At 59.1% G+C, this 17820-nt stretch carries 12 protein-coding genes; 8 read left to right on the top strand and 4 right to left on the bottom strand.

The genetic code is table 11. The annotated features are described in order from the left end of the window. Window positions 1-106 precede the first annotated feature (106 nt). From HOY33_RS03235 to HOY33_RS03225, 3 genes are read right to left on the bottom strand one after another with little or no spacing between them, the layout of a single operon-like run. Window positions 107-1900 (bottom strand): aryl-sulfate sulfotransferase, encoded by a 1794-nt coding sequence (locus HOY33_RS03235; RefSeq protein WP_172288475.1) that lies wholly within the window; start codon window positions 1898-1900, stop codon window positions 107-109. A gap of 13 nt (window positions 1901-1913) precedes the next feature. After that, window positions 1914-2714, bottom strand: a complete 801-nt coding sequence (locus HOY33_RS03230; protein ID WP_172288473.1) for an ABC transporter ATP-binding protein — start codon at window positions 2712-2714, stop codon at window positions 1914-1916. Then, window positions 2711-4288, bottom strand: a complete 1578-nt coding sequence (locus HOY33_RS03225) for an ABC transporter permease (RefSeq protein ID WP_172288471.1) — start codon at window positions 4286-4288, stop codon at window positions 2711-2713. Before HOY33_RS03225 ends, HOY33_RS03230 begins: the two co-directional genes overlap by 4 nt. 235 nt (window positions 4289-4523) lie before the next feature. Here HOY33_RS03225 and HOY33_RS03220 point away from each other — a divergent pair, with 235 nt between their 5' ends. Beyond that, window positions 4524-5633, top strand: a complete 1110-nt coding sequence (locus HOY33_RS03220; protein WP_172288469.1) for an ABC transporter substrate-binding protein — start codon at window positions 4524-4526, stop codon at window positions 5631-5633. On the opposite strand, the gene HOY33_RS03215 is transcribed toward HOY33_RS03220, so the two are convergent. Beyond that, window positions 5615-6553 (bottom strand): LysR family transcriptional regulator, encoded by a 939-nt coding sequence (locus HOY33_RS03215; protein ID WP_172288467.1) that lies wholly within the window; start codon window positions 6551-6553, stop codon window positions 5615-5617. The two genes, HOY33_RS03220 and HOY33_RS03215, sit on opposite strands and share 19 nt — an antisense overlap. Window positions 6554-6839: 286 nt before the next feature. Between HOY33_RS03215 and atzF the strand changes: the two genes are divergently transcribed. From atzF to urtD, 7 genes are all read left to right on the top strand, one after another. Then, entirely contained in the window at window positions 6840-8642 is a 1803-nt protein-coding gene (gene atzF, locus HOY33_RS03210; protein WP_172288465.1) for an allophanate hydrolase, read from the top strand. Then, window positions 8635-12261 carry an urea carboxylase gene (gene uca / locus HOY33_RS03205; protein WP_172288463.1) on the top strand — a complete coding sequence of 1209 codons (3627 nt, stop codon included), beginning with the start codon at window positions 8635-8637 and terminating at the stop codon, window positions 12259-12261. The genes atzF and uca overlap by 8 nt, the downstream gene beginning before the upstream one ends. Window positions 12262-12263: 2 nt before the next feature. After that, window positions 12264-12995 (top strand): GntR family transcriptional regulator, encoded by a 732-nt coding sequence (locus HOY33_RS03200; protein WP_172288461.1) that lies wholly within the window; start codon window positions 12264-12266, stop codon window positions 12993-12995. 10 nt (window positions 12996-13005) lie between these two features. Continuing rightward, entirely contained in the window at window positions 13006-14274 is a 1269-nt protein-coding gene (urtA, locus tag HOY33_RS03195; protein ID WP_172288459.1) for an urea ABC transporter substrate-binding protein, read from the top strand. Between the two features lie 96 nt (window positions 14275-14370). Continuing rightward, on the top strand, window positions 14371-15960 hold the full coding sequence (urtB, locus tag HOY33_RS03190; RefSeq protein WP_370541578.1) for an urea ABC transporter permease subunit UrtB: 1590 nt from the start codon (window positions 14371-14373) through the stop codon (window positions 15958-15960). Then, window positions 15960-17036, top strand: a complete 1077-nt coding sequence (gene urtC, locus HOY33_RS03185) for an urea ABC transporter permease subunit UrtC (RefSeq protein ID WP_172288455.1) — start codon at window positions 15960-15962, stop codon at window positions 17034-17036. The genes urtB and urtC overlap by 1 nt, the downstream gene beginning before the upstream one ends. Further along, window positions 17029-17820 (top strand): urea ABC transporter ATP-binding protein UrtD, encoded by a 792-nt coding sequence (urtD, locus tag HOY33_RS03180; protein ID WP_172288453.1) that lies wholly within the window; start codon window positions 17029-17031, stop codon window positions 17818-17820. Before urtC ends, urtD begins: the two co-directional genes overlap by 8 nt.

The raw sequence follows: 17820 nt of genomic DNA, 5'->3' as shown, positions 1-17820 counted from the left end.
GTTGCATGAAACTACCTTGCTTTGGCGCAACACCTCACGCTGACGGCACCGCTGCCGTTAGCGGTAAATAGGTGACTAAGCGGCAGCTTCTGACAAGAAGAGGGTATTACCGGACGACGCCGGCGAGCCATTGACGCAGCTTCTGCGGTGACTGCGCGCCGCCGATGCGTCCTTTTTCCTCGCCCTGTTCCAGCCACAAAAGGGTCGGCAGCGTACGTACCGCCAACTGCCGGGCCAGGTCGCTATGACTGTCGGCATCCAGATAGTGGCTGGCAAGAGAGCGGTATTGCTCTTCGTTCAGTACCGCTTCCAACTGGCGGTACAGACTTTTACAGTGGACGCAGCGCTCCGCGCCGACCAGCAATAACTGCGGCGCGGCGTGTTGTTTCAGCGTTTCCCAACCGTCGCCCGCCAGTGGCGTAAAGCGCGAACGATTGACGGTGAACAGTTTGGGGCTGCGTTTCAGATCCTCGCTGTCGGTGGCGACGCACAGCGCGTCGCCGTTTTTTTTATAGGGTCGCACGCCGCTGACATGAATCACGCTGGCGAAACCGGGTTGAGCGGCGCCCGGTTGACGAAAATGGGTGTTGTCGGGCGCCACGACCGGGGTTTCCTGCGGGCGGGCCAACTGCGGCACCCAGTCGTAAGGGACGCGATACGCCCGGTAAAGCATATTGGTGTTAACGGTTTTCCCCCAGTACGGCGAGATATATTCCCACACGATTTCATGTTCCGCCGTCACCTCAAACAGTCGGCCGTTAGCGCCTTCATTGATCAGCGTATTACCGTTGGGCAAGCGCTGAATATTACTGATATAAGGGCTGTAGAAGCGGAACGCGTCGGTAGGGTGCGGAATTCCGGCTTCATAGGGAGAATAGCGCCAGACGATATCAAGCGTGACCGGGTTGATTTCCAGTATGCGCGAGTAGTCGCGCCAGACGTTTTTAACGCCATCGGCGGATGCCGGATTGGGAGCGCCGTAGCCTGCCCAGCCGCCGTTGTCGAATACCAGAATATTGCCCGCGCCGGGTAAGCCGGCGGGGATCATATGAGCATGGTGTTGGCCGATGATCCAGCCCAGATGCTTCAGTTCCGGCGTGCGGTAGTCCGGGCCGAGCTTCCAGACGATCTTGCCGCTCTGTTTATCAATAATGGCGATAATGTTGGATTCACGGGCGTCCCAGATAATGTTGTCGGGATGGAAACGGCTGTCGCCCTGATCGAACCACGGATTGGGGCCGAGAGCCGACATCGAGTTGATATGCATCCAGTCGCCCATGCCGCCGCCGCTTTTGCGCAGATTGGGGTTGTTGTAGATAGCGGTTTTTGCAGCGTCGTCAAAGCCCAGTTCATTAAAATGATCGCTGCATCGCCACTCCCACAGGATATTTCCCTGCCAGTCTACTTCGATAATGGTGTCGTCAAGCAGCAGCTTGTCGCTGATTTGCGCATTGTGCAGATTTTTATGAGCCAGAATCAGGGTATTGCCGCCGATCGACTGCGGTTCTTGCCCCGGTGCGTAATAACCTACCGGGTTGCCGCTGCGCTGATAGTCATGGTGAACGCGCGCCATCCATTCAACCGGCAAATCGGGATCGCTAATCTGTTCATAGCCGTTGAATTTCCAGACGATATTCCCCTCCCAGTCAACCTGGATCAGATCAACCATGTCCTGCATGCCGTAGCGCGGATCGCGTTCACCGCTATGGCCGAGGATATAGCCGCCGGGCAGGATTTTGTTGGGGAAACCATGCAGACCTTCCCACAGGCGTAGCTCGGTTCCGTTCATATCGATCAGCACGGCGCCGCTTTCCAGCGCCTGAAATACGGTATAGCCGCCCCAGGCCTTGTCCGGGTTATAGAGGGTGGTGCCGGTGGGGTAAACGGAAGGGTGTCCCATAACAAAACTCCATTCAAAAAGTGGTGAGGGGGTGTGCCGATGAAGCCGGCTGGGTCAACAGCGACAGCAATTCGCCGCACTGTTGGTGAAACGCCTGACTGTCGCGCTTCCGGGGATGCGGCAGCGTGAGGGTGGCGACGTGTCTGATCCGTCCTGGACGGGGCGCCAGCACCACCACGCGGTCGGCCAGATAGACCGCTTCCTCTACGTCGTGCGTTACCAGCAGCGTGGTGGTGCCTTCCGCCTGATGAATGCGCCGCAGCTCCTGCTGCATCTGCTGACGGGTCAAGGCGTCCAGCGCGCCAAAGGGTTCATCCAGCAATAAAATCCGCGGGTTGGCCACCAGACCGCGGGCGATGGCGACGCGCTGCGCCATACCGCCGGAGAGCTGGGCGGGCAGGGCGTCGGCGAAATCATGCAGGTCAACCAGTCGGATAAAGTGGTCGATCAGGCGTTCACACGCCGAGCGATGCTGTTTTTCGCGCGCCAGACCCAGCGCGATATTCTGGCGAACCGTCAGCCAGGGAAACAGTCGTGGTTCCTGAAACACCATTCCCCGTTCGCGGCTGATGCCATGCGCCGGCTTGCCATCGACCAGAATGCGGCCCTGATAGTCGTTATCCAATCCGACCAGCATACGCAGCAGCGTGGATTTGCCGCAGCCGCTGCTGCCGACAATCGCCACCAGCTCTCCGCTATCGATGGAGAGCGAAAAGTTGTCAATCACCGTCAGCGGTTGTCCCTGCACGTTGAACTGTTTTTTTAGGCGCTCAAACTGCACCACCGGCGGATAGCCGGTCTGGATGGCGGTCATACGGATTCTCCTGCGCGGCGCCAGCGGGTGGCGCGTTTTTCCAGAATGAGGCCGGCGCGGTCGATTGCCGCTCCGGTAAGGCCAATCAACAGCATGCCGCTGAGAATGGTCGGCATGTCCAGCAACTGCTGAGCGTTAATCATCAGGCTACCGATGCCGATATCCGATGACATGAAATACTCCGCGCCGATCGTACCGAGCCAGGCATAAATCAGCGACAGACGCAGGCCGGCGAAGATGGCGGGCGCCGCGCCGGGCAGGATCAGTACCCGCAGCCGCACGACCAGCGACAGTTGCAGTACCTGCGCCACCTCCTGTAGCGCCAGCGAACGCTGACGCACGCCACGGTGGCTGGCTACCAGCATGGGAAAGAAGGACGCCAGCGACACGAACACCACTTTGCCCGTTTCATCGTTGCCTACCCAGGCGGTCAGCAACGGCAGCCAGGCAAACAGCGCAATCTGGCGTAGCGTGGCAAAGGTCGGAGTGAACAGCGCGTCGGCGCGCGGGCTGAGTCCCAGCACCACCCCGAGCAGCAGACCGACGGTGATGCCGCCCGCCGCGCCCGCCAGCGCCCGCATCAGGCTGCGGCGCATGGCATCCGGTAAGACGCCGTCGCTGACGCCCTGAACCAGCGTTTGCCATACGGCGGACGGCGGGGGCAGCAGCGACGTATCCACCCAACCAGACAGGCTGGCCTGCTGCCATAATGCCAGCAGCGCTACCGGCAGCAGCACGCCGGACAGCCGGCCTGACGGTATGGCGTTAAGACGACTGACCGGTGGGTGCGGCCAGTAGACCAGCCGCCGTTCGAGTTGGTTAATCAGCCATTCCATCGCCAGCCCGGCGCAACCGATGACCGCGATACAGACAAACACAATATCCAGTTGAAACAGCTGACGGCCCCATACCAACAGGTAGCCAATGCCCTGTGAAGAGGCCAGCAACTCCACCACAATCAAAGAGACCCAGGCCTGCGACAGCGCCAGCCTCAGTCCGGTCAACCAGACCGGCAGCATCGCCGGCAAGGTTAAACGCCGCAGACGTTGCCAGGGAGTCAGCCGCAGGATACGCACCACTTCCAGCAGCGAAGCAGGGACGTTGCGTACGCCGCTTTGGGTATGCAGCGTGACGGGGACGATCACCGCTTTGACAATCACCGCCAGCTTCAGCGCATCGTCAATACCGAACAGCACCATAAACAGCGGTATCCATCCCAGCGTGGGAATTTGCGCCAGCGCATAAACCGTCGGGTGCAGCAGATTGGCCGCGCGCGGCGAGGCGCCCATTAGCGCGCCCAGCAAGGTGCCGGCGAGCAACCCCGCCAGCAGGCCGGTTATCAGCCGGTACAGGCTAATAAGCAACTGTGAACCCAGATCGCCCTGCCAAAGCTCGGCGGCGGTTTGCATCACCGTGACGGGGGCGGGAAGAATTTGAGGCGGCATCCACCCCTGCCGGCTGCTGACGAACCATAACAGCAATAGCGCGAGCGGGACGATGAACGGATAAAACGCCCTGTGCGGCGCCGGGGGCCACGTCGGCGTAGGCATTTTCAGCAACATAACCTTATTCATTTTTTTCCGGGGAATCGGCTAAAAAAGACGGATAAGGCATAAAAAACAGCTTTTAGCCTCTAACGCCAATGCATTAAACCGATAGCCGCCGTGCAAGAAATGCATATATGGCGGATTGCCGCTTGCCCACTGATTTATGCTTTTTTTCACTGACTAAAGCCGTAAATGTTATTTAAACCGTGGCCGATCGTTTCGCTAGTTTGGTGGTAACGTTCTGTTATTCACGGAGAAGATCATGCAGGAAACATCATTAACACCGCGATATGGTTGGCGAATGACCATCCATCGCCTCGCAGGCGCGCTGATGCTGATCGGCTTTGCGCTGACAGGCGCGTCGGCCGTACAGGCGGCGGAAAATAAACCGACGGAAATTCGTATCGGCCTGCCCGATCAGAGTGCGGGCAGTAAACCGTTTATCCGTGGGCCGCTAGGGTTGGCGCATATTCGTCAGCAGTTGGAGCAGGTGTTTGAACCGCAAGGGATCAAAGTCAAGTGGTCGTTTTTTAAAGGCGCGGGGCCGGCGGTGAACGAAGCGCTGGCGAACCAACAGTTGGACGTGGTTTACCTGGGGGATCTGGCGGCGATCATCGGTCGGGCGGGCGGGTTGCCGACCCGGGTGCTGGTGGGGGCGCGCGGCGCAAATTCCTATCTGGCGGCCACCCCGGAATCAGGTATTCAGCGGATTGAAGATTTACGCGGCAAACGCGTCGCGGTCTATAAAGGAACGGCGGATCAGCTCTCTTTTGAGCGGGCGCTGAAAAGCGCCGGACTGAATGAACGGGATATCCGGGTGATTAATCTGGATTGGACGGCAGGCAAAGCGGCGCTGGCCGCCAAACGGGTTGATGCGGTATGGGGCGGTATGGGGCTTCTGGTATTGCGTGAGCAGGGGATTAACATTGTGGTGAGCAGCGGGGCGCTGGGCCGCGCCAACACCACGCAGGCGGCGGTGCTGGCGACGGACGATTTTATCCAGCGCTACCCGCAGGTGACGCAACAACTGGTGAATGTGCTGGTGGAGAACGCCCGCTGGGTCAGCGACCCCGCGCATTTGGCGGAGTATATCGCGCTGATGTCGGCACAGAGTCAGATCCCGCAGGCGTTGTTTGAGGAAGAGTTGGCGCCGGACGATCTCAATTTCCAAAGCTCGCCGCGTTTGGATGTTTTTTTGCAGAGCAGTTTTGAGGACAGCATTCAACGGGCAAAAAGCGCCGGGCTGATCCGTCGTGATTATCCGGTGGGCGACTGGTTCGATAGCCGTTTTGTCGATCGGGCGCTGGCCGACCAACAGTGGCAAGCGGTTTGGCCTGCGTATGACGCTGTTGGTCAGGCATCGGTGAAATAGTCGTCGGATTGGCGCTGCCTGTCCTGCTCGATAAGAGTGTCGATCATCAGTTGCGCCAGTGGCGGGAGGTTTTTTTGCAGGTTGGAGATAATGCCAAACCGGGTTCGCATCTTTCCCCATTCCGGCGGCGTTTCCGCCAGGGGAATTTCCACCAGTTGATGGCTGCGATGGCCCAGGGCAAAGCCGTCTTCACTGGCAAAACTGATTGCCTGCGTATGACACAGCACGTTGAACAACGAATAGATATGGTCGCACTGGATTTGTGGGCGAAAGTCGGGCTGGCGTGTCAACGTAGCCAGAATTTTGCGCATGCCGACCGGCAAATAAGGCGAGGCTAGCGGATAACGCAGCAGTTCATCCGGCATAACCCGCGCCTGTTGCGCCAACGGGTGTGAACGATGACAGATAAAAAAGCAGCGCTGCTGGCTTAACGGCTGCACCCGAAACCTGTCTTCGAGTTCGGCATGCCAGGTGTCGGCAACGAAAAACGGCCATTCATCGGCCAGCAAGCGTTGACGCAGCGACTGCCAGTTATCCACGCTGTAGGCCACTCTGTCCCGCGGCCGCAGTTGATGGAAATGCGCCACCGCGAGCGGAATAAGCGCGACGGCGGGCGCGGGGCCGCAGCCAAAGGTCAACTCGCCGCCGCCCTCATCGCTGATTTGTTGCATGTCATTGATCAGTTCCCAGGAGAGTTCCTGTATCCGGCGGGCGAAAGGCAATAATTTTTTCCCCTGCCACGTCAGCGCAAAGCGTTTGCTTTGTCTGTCGATGAGCGGATAGCCCATGGTTTGTTCCAGCATTTGAATGCTGCGGCTGAACGCCGACTGCGACAAACAGACCGATTCCGCCGCCTGCACAAAACTGCCGTGTTCCGCCAACGCGAGAAAATTGCGCAATTGTCGCAAATCCAGATGCATACCTTTACCTGACCGAATGTTTTCCTTCGATATAAACGCAATGCCGCTCTGGTGCAATGAACAAAAAAATATAACATATAGCGGTCGCGCTATGGCATTGCCCTCTGATCCGCATATTCATCAGTTTTCGTTATCTCCTTGCCCTTTTATAGCGCACGGCTGCCCGCTGGTTGTGCGTGCGCATGATCGTGCGAAATAAATAAAGTAATAAAAATCAATAAATTAAAAGTTGGTATGCGCTTTGCTAATTTGAATTCAATCTTGTATACCAGTTGGAATTCAAATCATGACATCAGCGATTGGACTCACGCTTTACCAGTGGCAACAATATTACCAGCAGGATGCGCAGGCCATTTACCCTACGCTGGAAACGCATCTGGCAACGTTGTCAACTGATGATAATGCCTGGATTTATCTGGCGACTCCGGCGCAGTTGCGCGCGCAGATCGCTCCGCTGTTGGCGCTTTATCAACAAAATCCCGCCGCGCTTCCCCTTTTTGGCGTGCCTTTCGCGGTCAAAGACAACATAGATGTGGCGGGGTGGCCGACCAGCGCCGCCTGTCCGGCATTCACCTATCTGGCGGAGAAAGACGCCACGGCGGTGGCGAAGCTGAAAGCGGCCGGCGCGGTGCTCATCGGTAAAACCAATCTTGACCAGTATGCGACCGGTCTGGTGGGGACGCGCTCGCCGTTTGGCGCGGTCGGCAACACCTTTAATCCCGAATACGTCAGCGGAGGATCGAGTTCCGGCTCTGCGTCGGTGCTGGCGCGCGGTTTGGTGGGATTTTCGCTGGGTACGGATACGGCGGGTTCCGGGCGCGTACCGGCCGGTTTTAACAACATCGTTGGCCTGAAACCCACTAAAGGCTGGCTATCCGCCAGCGGCGTGGTGCCCGCCTGTCGGTTGAACGATACCATTTCAATCTTTGCCTTAACGGTCGAGGATGCTTTTACCCTCGCCGAGCTTGCCGGCGGCTACGATGCCGCCGACGCGTATTCACGCAGTAATCCCGGTCTGGCGCCGGCCGCGCTGCCTGCATCTCCCCATTTCGCCGTACCCGCCAATCCGACTTTTTTTGGCGACACGCTGGCGCAGCAGGCATGGGAAAAAGCGTTGGCCGCGCTGGAAGACGGCGGCGCGACGCTAGAACCGATTGATTTCAGCGCGTTTCAGCAGCTTGCGGAGCAGCTTTATCATGGCCCGTGGGTGGCTGAACGCACCGCGTCCATCGGCGAAATGCTGCAACATCCGGAGAACATGGATCCGGTGGTGTACGGCATCGTCGCCAACGGCGAGCGCTATAGCGCGGTTGATGCCTTCAAGGCCGAATATCGGCGTGCCGGGTTGACGCGTCAGATCCAGCAGACGCTCAGCCAGTTTGATGCGCTGGTGGTGCCGACCTCGCCGACCATTCGCACCCTCGAAGAGATAAAGCAGGAACCGGTGCGCTACAACTCGCAGTTTGGTACTTACACCAACTTCACCAATTTGGCGGATCTGGCGGCGCTGGCGCTGCCCGGGCCGCTGCGCGAAGACGGTTTGCCCGCCGGAATTACGCTGATTGCACCGGCCTGGCACGACCGCGCGCTGGCCGCTTTTGGCGCGCGCTGGCAAGCTCAGTCGGCATTAACTTTGGGGGCGACCGGGAAGCCTCAGCCGGCGCGCCGCCTGTCGCTTCCTGTTTCACCTCTGCATGTGCAGGTGGCGGTGGTCGGCGCACACCTGACGGGGATGCCGCTCAACCATCAGCTTACCCGCCGCGACGCGGTGTGGGTGGAGGAAACCACCACGGCGGCCTGCTATCGCCTCTATGCCCTGGCTAACACCCAGCCTGCCAAACCCGGGTTGGTCAGAAAGGATGGCGGGGCGGCGATTACCGTTGAGCTGTGGGATATCCCGCTGGCGCGTTTTGGCGAGTTTGTCGCGGAAATTCCGGCTCCGCTGGGGATAGGGACGCTGGAGCTGGCCGATGGCCGGCTGGTGAAAGGCTTTATTTGCGAACCGGCCGCGTTGAGCGATGCGCTGGATATTACCGGGTTTGGCGGCTGGCGCAACTGGCTTGCCCGTCAGGAGAATGATCATGTTTAACACCGTACTCATCGCTAACCGCGGCGAGATCGCCTGCCGCGCAATGCGCACGTTGAAACGTTTGGGAATTACCAGCGTGGCGGTTTACTCCGACGCCGATAAAAACGCGCAACATGTCAAAGACGCCGATATCGCCATCGCGATCGGCGGCGATAAGGCCGGCGACAGCTATCTGTGTATCGACAAGATCCTGAATGCCGCCAGACAGTCCGGGGCGCAAGCGGTTTGGCCGGGGTACGGTTTTTTGTCGGAAAGCTTACCTTTTGCCGCGGCCTGTGAAGAAGCCGGTATTGTATTCGTCGGCCCCACCGCGCAACAGCTTGGCGAGTTCGGCCTTAAACATCGGGCGCGTGAACTGGCCGCCAGCGCGGGGGTGCCGATGACGCCGGGCACCGCGCTGCTTGCTTCGCTGGAAGAGGCGCTGGCGTCGGCGGAAGAAATCGGTTACCCGGTAATGCTGAAAAGCACCGCCGGGGGCGGGGGCATCGGCCTGACGCGCTGTGCCGACGCGGCGGCGCTGCGTCAAGCCTGGGAAAGCGTGCGGCGGCTGGGCGAGCAGTTTTTCAGCGATGCCGGCGTATTCCTCGAACGTTGCATCGATCGGGCGCGTCACGTCGAAGTGCAAATCTTTGGCGACGGCAAAGGCAATGTCATCGCGCTGGGCGAGCGTGACTGCTCGCTGCAACGCCGCAACCAAAAAGTGGTGGAGGAGACGCCGGCACCCAATCTGCCGGAAAGCACCCGCGCCGCCCTGCTGGCGTCGGCGGTAAAACTGGGCGAACAGGTCAGCTATCGCAGCGCCGGTACGGTGGAATATATCTATGATGCCGAACGGGACGAGTTCTTCTTTCTGGAAGTGAATACCCGGTTGCAGGTGGAGCATCCGGTCACCGAATGCGTGACCGGGCTGGATTTGGTGGAGTGCATGCTGCGGGTTGCCGCTGACGAACCGCTCGACTGGGCGCGGCTGGCGCAGGCGCCGCAGGGCGCGGCCATCGAAGTGCGTATTTACGCCGAAGATCCCTTGAAAAACTTTCAGCCAAGTCCGGGCGTGCTGACTGAAGTCTGTTTTCCGGCCAACGTGCGGGTTGATAGCTGGATCAGCACCGGCAGCGAGGTGTCGGCGTATTACGATCCGATGGTTGCCAAGCTGATCGTTCATGCGCCCACCCGCGATCAGGCGCTGGCGAAAATGCGGCGGGCGCTGAATGAAACGCGCCTGCACGGCATTGCCACCAATCTTGACTACCTGCGGCAGATTGTCGCCACCGATGCTTTCCGTCAGGGGCATGTCTGGACGCGGATGCTCGACGGCTTTACGCCCGCGGCGCCGGTTATCGAGGTTGTTCAGCCTGGCACCTGGAGCAGCGTACAGGATTACCCCGGTCGGCTGGGGTATTGGGATATCGGCGTGCCGCCGTCCGGCCCGATGGATGATTTCGCTTTTCGTCTGGCGAACCGCATCGTCGGCAACGCCGAAGAGGCCGCCGGGCTGGAGTTTACGCTGCAAGGCCCGACGCTGCGTTTTCACTGCGAGGCGCTGATTGCGTTGACCGGGGCGGACTGCCCGGCCGATCTCGATGGCGAGCCGATCGCCTATTGGCGGCCGGTGGCGGTGAAAGCGGGGCAGACGCTGACGCTGGGGCGGGCAATATCGGGTTGCCGCACCTATCTGGCGGTACGCAACGGCATCGATGTTCCGCAATACCTCGGCAGCCGCTCGACGTTCGCCCTCGGGCAGTTCGGCGGTCACGCCGGACGAACGCTGCGCGTGGCGGATATGCTGGCGATATCCCAGCCGGATCTGGCGGCTTGCACCACCGCAGCGCCGGTCAGCCAGCCGCAGGCGATCGCGCCGGCGCTGGTGCCGACCTACGCCGACGAATGGCATATTGGCGTTCTTTACGGGCCGCACGGCGCGCCGGACTTTTTCACCCATGCGTCCATCGACGAATTTTTTGCCAGCGAGTGGCAGGTTCATTACAACTCCAACCGGTTGGGCGTCCGTCTTGTCGGGCCTAAACCCGCCTGGACCCGCGCCGACGGGGGGGAGGCGGGGCTGCATCCCTCCAACGTGCATGATTGTGAATATGCAATTGGCGCGGTGAACTTTACCGGCGATTCCCCGGTGATCCTCACCCGCGATGGGCCGAGTCTGGGGGGATTCGTCTGTCCGGTCACTATCGCCAAAGCCGAGCTGTGGAAAGTCGGTCAGGTGAAACCGGGCGATCGTATTCGTTTTCATCCTATCAGCTTTGATGAAGCGCTGGCGCTGGAGAAAACGCAGGCTGAGCAGATAAACAGCTTAACCACGGCGCCTGCGCCGACCTTTGACGTGCCGTCGCTGGCAGATACCGGGCAGGGGTCCGCGACCGTATTGGCCGCCATTAAGGCCACCGCCGGTACGCCGACCGCGATTTATCGTCAGGCAGGCGATAACTATATCCTTATTGAGTACGGCGATAATGTGCTGGATTTGGCGCTGCGCCTGCGGGTGCATCTGTTGATGGAGGCCATCCGCAACGCCGAGCAGCCCGGCATTGCGGAGCTGTCGCCCGGCGTGCGTTCGTTGCAGATCCGTTATGACAGCCGGATCCTCAGCCAGCAACGGCTGATGTCGCTGTTGCTGGATCTGGAGAAAAAACTCGGTGATGTCAGTCGGATGAAAGTGGCGTCGCGCATCGTGCATATGCCGATGGCTTTTGAAGACAGTGCGACCCTGGGGGCGGTGGCGCGTTATCAGGAAACGGTTCGCGCCAGCGCCCCCTGGTTGCCCAACAACGTTGATTTTATTCAGCGCATTAATGGCCTGCCGACGCGCACAGCGGTGCGGGATATTATTTTTGACGCCAGCTATCTGATCCTCGGTCTTGGCGACGTCTATCTCGGGGCGCCCTGCGCGGTGCCGATCGATCCGCGTCATCGTCTGCTGAGTTCCAAATATAACCCGGCCCGCACTTTCACCGCCGAGGGAACGGTGGGTATCGGCGGCATGTATATGTGCATCTATGGCATGGATTCGCCGGGGGGCTATCAGCTGGTGGGCCGTACCCTGCCTATCTGGAACAAATACCTCAAGAACGCGCAGTTTGCCGCGGATGAGCCCTGGCTGCTGCGCTTCTTCGATCAGGTGCGTTTTTATCCGGTTAGCGAAGCCGAACTGGATGTGCTGCGTGAAGATTTCCGCGAGGGGCGCGTCGCCATCGCCATTGAAGAGACCGAGTTCGATTTCGCCGCCTATACCGATTTCTTGAATGAGCACGCGCGGTCTATTGCTGAATTCCGCCAGCGTCAGACCACGGCGTTCGATGCCGAAGTGGCGCGGTGGCAGCAGCAGGAAGACGCGCTAGCGCCGGCCGACGAGACGGTCTATCCGCCCGAGGAGGCGGAGGAGGATGATAACGCGTTTCAGGTAAGCGCGGATATGAACGGCAACATCTGGAAAGTACTGGTGAAGCCCGGCGATGAAGTAGAGCAGGGCCAGCCGCTGATCATCGTCGAGGCGATGAAAATGGAACTGACGATCCCTGCGCCGCGAGCGGGCCGTGTGAAGCGGATAGGGTGTCAGCCCGGCCGGCCGGTAAGCCCCGGCGATGCGCTGCTGTGGCTGGAGGAATAAGTATGCCAATCGATATGCGAAAGAAACGCGGTAAAGCCCGCCCGGAAGCGCTGGCCGAGCGTGTCTATCAAACGCTTAAAAACGACATTTTTGACTTTCGGCTGATGCCGGGCGATCGCTTCAGCGAGAGTGAAATCGCTGAACGGATGAATGTCAGCCGTACACCGGTGCGTCAGGCGTTGTTCTGGCTGGAGCGGGAAGGTTACGTGGAGGTCTATTTTCGCAGCGGCTGGCAGGTGAAGGCGTTCGATTTTGAATATTTCGAGGCGCTGTACGATTTCCGCATCGTGCTGGAACGTGAAGCGGTGCAGCGTTTGTGCGGCCTGCCTCCGGGGCGCTGCGCCGAGCTGTTGGCTGACTTGAAGACATTCTGGGTCGATGCGCCGCGTCTGGAAGATGGCAAAACGGTGTCGCGTTATGACGAGCAATTCCATATCACCCTGGTGGCGGTAGCCGGAAATAGTGAAATGGCGCGCGTTCATAGCGAATTGACAGAAAAAATCCGCATTATCCGTCGCCTCGATTTCACCCGAGAGGATCGCGTGGATGCAACGTATAGCGAACATGCCCGTATTTTGCTGGCGGTATTACAACAAAAAACCGAGGAGGCGCAGCGTATCTTGACCGACCATATCTCCGTAAGTAAGGCCGAAGTCAGAAAAATAACCTTGCATATGTTGCAACAGGCAAGGCTTCAACCTGTTTCATCTGAATCATCACTCAATACTTTATAAGGGCTCAGAGATGAAAAGACGTTCATTGTTAAAGGTATTCGCACTCTCCGCGACGGTTGTCGGCATGGGGATGGCATGGGGAGTACAGGCGGCGGATACCATTAAAGTTGGCATTATGCATTCGCTGTCCGGCACGATGGCGATTTCTGAAACGCCGCTGAAGGATGTGGCGTTGATGACCATTGATGAGATCAACGCCAAAGGCGGCGTGTTGGGTAAAAAACTGGAGCCGGTGGTGGTCGATCCCGCCTCCAACTGGCCGCTGTTTGCCGAAAAATCGCGCCAGTTGCTGACGCAGGATAAAGCCGCGGTGGTATTCGGCTGCTGGACGTCGGTATCGCGTAAATCCGTTTTGCCGGTGTTTGAAGAGCTGAATGGCCTGCTGTTTTATCCGGTGCAATATGAAGGTGAAGAGATGTCGCCGAACGTGTTCTACACCGGCGCGGCGCCAAATCAGCAGGCGATCCCCGCGGTGGAATATCTGATGAGCGAAGACGGCGGCGCGGCGAAACGCTACTTCCTGTTGGGCACCGACTATGTGTACCCGCGCACCACCAATAAGATCCTGCGGGCCTTCCTGCACGCCAAAGGGGTTCAGGACAAGGATATCGAGGAAGTGTATACGCCGTTCGGCCACAGCGACTACCAGACCATCGTCTCCGACATTAAGAAATTCTCCACCGGCGGGAAAACGGCGGTGGTGTCCACCATCAACGGCGACTCCAATGTACCGTTCTACAAAGAGCTGGCGAATCAGGGGATCAAAGCCACCGACGTTCCGGTGATCGCTTTCTCGGTAGGGGAAGAGGAACTGCGGGGGATTGACACCAAACCGCTGGTCGGGCATCTGGCGGCGTGGAACTACTTCCAGTCGGTGGATAATCCGACTAACCAAACGTTCGTCGCGGCTTACAAGGCCTATGCCAAAGCGCGCAATTTGCCGAATGCGGACACGGTAGTCACCAACGATCCGATGGAAGCCACCTATGTCGGCATTCATATGTGGGCGCAGGCGGTTGAAAAAGCCGGCACTACCGATGTGGATAAAGTCCGTGCGGCGATGGCCGGGCAAACCTTCGCGGCCCCGGACGGCTTCACGCTGACCATGGATGCGACCAATCACCATCTGCATAAACCGGTGATGATCGGCGAAATTGAAGATAACGGTCAGTTCAATGTGGTATGGCAGACCGATCAACCGGTACGCGCCCAGCCGTGGAGTCCGTACATCCCGGGTAATGATAAGAAATCGGATAGCCCGGTGAAAGCATCCCAGTGATGAGTTCGTTTGGCGCTCTCTTGCCAGGAGAGAGCGCCCGCGGTTCCAGTTCCCCTTTCTTCCCTATCGGGAAAAGGGGGAAACCTTCTTTCTTACATGACAGGCATTGCGATGATAATGGGTCAATTCGTTAAGCTGTTTCTGTCGCTCTGCTTGGCGGCTCCGCTGGCGGCGCTGGCCGGGCCCGCGGCCGATTTTGTCGCGGCGAGCCGCACCCAGCAGGCCGATATGCTCCAGCGATGGGCGGTCGCGCCGGATATCGAACGTTTGCCGTTGCTACAGGCGCTGCGTAGCGAGTCGGTAATGGTCGATCAGAACAAACAGCCGTTCAGCGAACGTCAGGGCAAGCTGACGCCGATGGAGGGCAATGCGCAACCCGTCGGCACGCCTAAAAAACTGTTTATGAATAACCGCCTGCGCGTCTTGATCGGCGCGACGCTGGCGTCCCATCAATTGATCGGCGACGACCCCGCCATCCGGCTGCACGCGGCGCGGATGCTGCAAAGTGTGGGCGTCGCCGAACAATTGCCGTTTTTGATGCAGCGTCTGGCGGCAGAGCAGGACGGTGACGTTCATGCCGCGCTGACGATAGCGGTGGCCGGTTTACAACTCGGCGACAGTCGGCCGGCGATCCGTTTGAGCGCGGTGCAACGACTGGGCGAGACCGGCGATCCGCAAATGCAGGCCCGTCTCCAGCCGTTGACCCTGGAACAAAATGAACCCGATGCCGAGGTGCGGGCCGCCGCCGCCGATAGCCTGAAGCAAATCAAACAGAGTCTGGTTTTAGGCGAGTGGCTGGGGCAGGCGTTCACCGGCTTGTCGCTGGGATCTATCCTGCTGTTGGCGGCGCTCGGGCTGGCGATCACCTATGGTTTGCTGGGCGTTATCAATATGGCCCACGGTGAAATGCTGATGTTGGGAGCCTATTCAACCTGGATGGTTCAGTCGCTGCTGCAACGGTTCGCCCCGGAATGGCTGGCCTACTATCCGCTATTGGCGCTGCCGGTCGCGTTCTTTATTACCGCCGCGATCGGCATGTTGCTGGAGCGCGCGGTTATTCGCCATCTGTATGGGCGTCCGCTCGAAACGCTGCTGGCGACCTGGGGAATTAGCCTGATGCTGATCCAACTGGTGCGCGTATTGTTTGGCACGCAGAATCTGGAAGTGTCCAATCCGGGCTGGCTGTCGGGCGGCATGACCGTGCTGCCAAATCTGGTTCTGCCGTATAACCGTATCGCGGTGATCCTGTTTGTAATCGGCGTATTGCTGCTCACCTGGCTGCTATTGAATAAAACCCGGCTCGGGTTGCATGTGCGGGCGGTAACTCAAAACCGCGCGATGGCCGACTGTTGCGGCGTACCGACCGGACGGGTCGATATGCTGGCTTTCGGACTGGGATCCGGCATCGCCGGCCTGGGTGGCGTGGCGCTGTCACAGCTGGGCAACGTCGGGCCGGAGTTGGGGCAGGGGTATATCATTGATTCTTTTCTGGTGGTGGTTCTGGGCGGCGTCGGTCAACTGGCGGGTACGGTGGCGGCGGCGTTTGGACTGGGCATTCTGAACAAAGTGCTGGAGCCGCAAATCGGCGCGGTGCTGGGCAAGATCCTGATTCTGGTGTTGATTGTCTTGTTTATTCAGAAACGGCCACAGGGGCTGTTTGCATTGAAAGGGCGGGTAATTGACTGATGACACAACCAATAACGTTAACCGTCGTGCAAAAAGCACCGCGACTGGCGCTCGGCATCGGCCTGATGCTGCTGCTGGCGCTGCTGATTCTGCCGTGGCTTGCGCTGCTGCCGGCCGATAATCCGTTGGCCATTTCCACCTATACGCTGACGCTGGTTGGCAAAATCCTCTGCTATGCCATTGTCGCCCTTGCTTTGGATTTGGTGTGGGGATATGCCGGATTATTGTCGCTCGGTCATGGCCTGTTCTTCGCCCTGGGGGGCTATGCCATGGGCATGTATTTGATGCGCCAGGCCGCGGGGGAAGGGCTGCCCGCCTTTATGTCGTTCCTGTCGTGGAGTGAACTGCCGTGGTTTTGGGGCGGTACGCAATATTTTATCTGGGCGCTGTGTCTGGTGGTGCTGGTGCCGGGGTTACTGGCGTTGGTATTCGGCTGGTTCGCTTTTCGATCCAAAATCAAAGGCGTCTATTTCTCGATTATGACGCAGGCGCTGACCTACGCCGGGATGTTGCTTTTCTTCCGTAATGAAACCGGGTTTGGCGGCAACAACGGTTTTACCGGATTTACCACGCTGCTCGGTTTTCAGGTGACGGCGACGGGCACCCGCATCGGGTTATTCATCGCCACCGTGCTATTGCTGACCGCCAGCCTGGCGATTGGCTTTGCGCTGGCCCGCAGCAAGTTTGGCCGGGTGCTGACGGCGGTGCGGGATGCGGAAAACCGTCTGATGTTTTGCGGCTACGATCCGCAAGGGTTCAAGCTGTTTGTCTGGACGCTGTCGGCGGTGTTGTGCGGCCTGGCGGGAGCGCTGTATGTGCCGCAGGTGGGTATCATCAATCCGGGCGAAATGTCGCCGACCAATTCGATTGAGGCGGCTATCTGGGTGGCGCTCGGGGGGCGCGGCACGCTGGTGGGGCCATTGCTCGGCGCCGGCATCGTCAATGGCGCTAAAAGCTGGTTCACCGTGGCGTTTCCCGAATACTGGCTGTTCTTCCTTGGTCTTATGTTTATTCTCGTCACGCTGCTCCTGCCGCGCGGCGTTATCGGATTGATTCAGCGGAGGAAACATGACTGAGCCGCTTTTTACGCAGGCGCATCCGGCGGATCGTTATCGCCATCAGACCGATCCGGTACTGCAACTCAGCCGGATTAACGTCAGTTTCGACGGTTTTCGCGCGCTGACGGATTTGTCGTTGCAGATCGGCGTCGGCGAACTCCGCTGCGTCATTGGCCCTAACGGGGCGGGTAAAACGACGCTGATGGACGTGATTACCGGTAAAACGCGGCCCGACAGCGGCAAGGTATTTTACGATCAGAACACCGATCTCACCCGCCTTTCGCCGGTGGAGATAGCCCGCGCCGGCGTGGGGCGAAAATTCCAGAAACCGACGGTATTCGAAGCGCTGACGGTATTTGAGAATCTCGAAATCGCGTTAAAAACGGATAAGTCGGTGTGGGCCTGTCTGCGCGCCAGACTCAGCGGCGAGCAGCGCGATCGTATCGCTGAGGTGTTGGATCTGCTGCGTCTTGGCGGCGAGCGTCGTCGCTCGGCCGGGCTGTTGTCGCACGGGCAAAAACAGTTTCTGGAGATTGGCATGTTGCTGGTGCAGGAGCCGCATCTGTTACTGTTGGACGAACCGGCGGCGGGGATGACCGACGCCGAAACCGAATACACGGCGGAGCTGTTTCGCAATCTGGCGGGCAAACATTCGCTGATGGTGGTGGAACACGATATGGGCTTTGTTGAAACCATTGCCGATCATGTCACGGTGCTGCATCAGGGGCAGGTGCTGGCGGAGGGTTCGCTGCGTGAAGTGCAGGCCAACGAGCAGGTGATTGACGTTTACTTGGGGCGCTGA

Origin of the sequence: Brenneria sp. hezel4-2-4, from assembly GCF_013155275.1 — a bacterium.
GTDB lineage: Bacteria > Pseudomonadota > Gammaproteobacteria > Enterobacterales > Enterobacteriaceae > Brenneria.
The sequence above is the reverse complement of the archived record's forward strand: the minus strand, read 5'-3'. Positions and strand labels throughout refer to the sequence as shown.

What these genes read in the sequence shown, in the direction of transcription:
- HOY33_RS03235 (WP_172288475.1), bottom strand. Translation starts at nt 1,900, where the DNA reads ATGGGACACCCTTCCGTTTACCCCACCGGCACCACCCTCTATAACCCG.
- HOY33_RS03230 (WP_172288473.1), bottom strand. Translation starts at nt 2,714, where the DNA reads ATGACCGCCATCCAGACCGGCTATCCGCCGGTGGTGCAGTTTGAGCGC.
- HOY33_RS03225 (WP_172288471.1), bottom strand. Translation starts at nt 4,288, where the DNA reads ATGAATAAGGTTATGTTGCTGAAAATGCCTACGCCGACGTGGCCCCCG.
- HOY33_RS03220 (WP_172288469.1), top strand. Translation starts at nt 4,524, where the DNA reads ATGCAGGAAACATCATTAACACCGCGATATGGTTGGCGAATGACCATC.
- HOY33_RS03215 (WP_172288467.1), bottom strand. Translation starts at nt 6,553, where the DNA reads ATGCATCTGGATTTGCGACAATTGCGCAATTTTCTCGCGTTGGCGGAA.
- atzF (WP_172288465.1), top strand. Translation starts at nt 6,840, where the DNA reads ATGACATCAGCGATTGGACTCACGCTTTACCAGTGGCAACAATATTAC.
- uca (WP_172288463.1), top strand. Translation starts at nt 8,635, where the DNA reads ATGTTTAACACCGTACTCATCGCTAACCGCGGCGAGATCGCCTGCCGC.
- HOY33_RS03200 (WP_172288461.1), top strand. Translation starts at nt 12,264, where the DNA reads ATGCCAATCGATATGCGAAAGAAACGCGGTAAAGCCCGCCCGGAAGCG.
- urtA (WP_172288459.1), top strand. Translation starts at nt 13,006, where the DNA reads ATGAAAAGACGTTCATTGTTAAAGGTATTCGCACTCTCCGCGACGGTT.
- urtB (WP_370541578.1), top strand. Translation starts at nt 14,371, where the DNA reads ATGACAGGCATTGCGATGATAATGGGTCAATTCGTTAAGCTGTTTCTG.
- urtC (WP_172288455.1), top strand. Translation starts at nt 15,960, where the DNA reads ATGACACAACCAATAACGTTAACCGTCGTGCAAAAAGCACCGCGACTG.
- urtD (WP_172288453.1), top strand. Translation starts at nt 17,029, where the DNA reads ATGACTGAGCCGCTTTTTACGCAGGCGCATCCGGCGGATCGTTATCGC.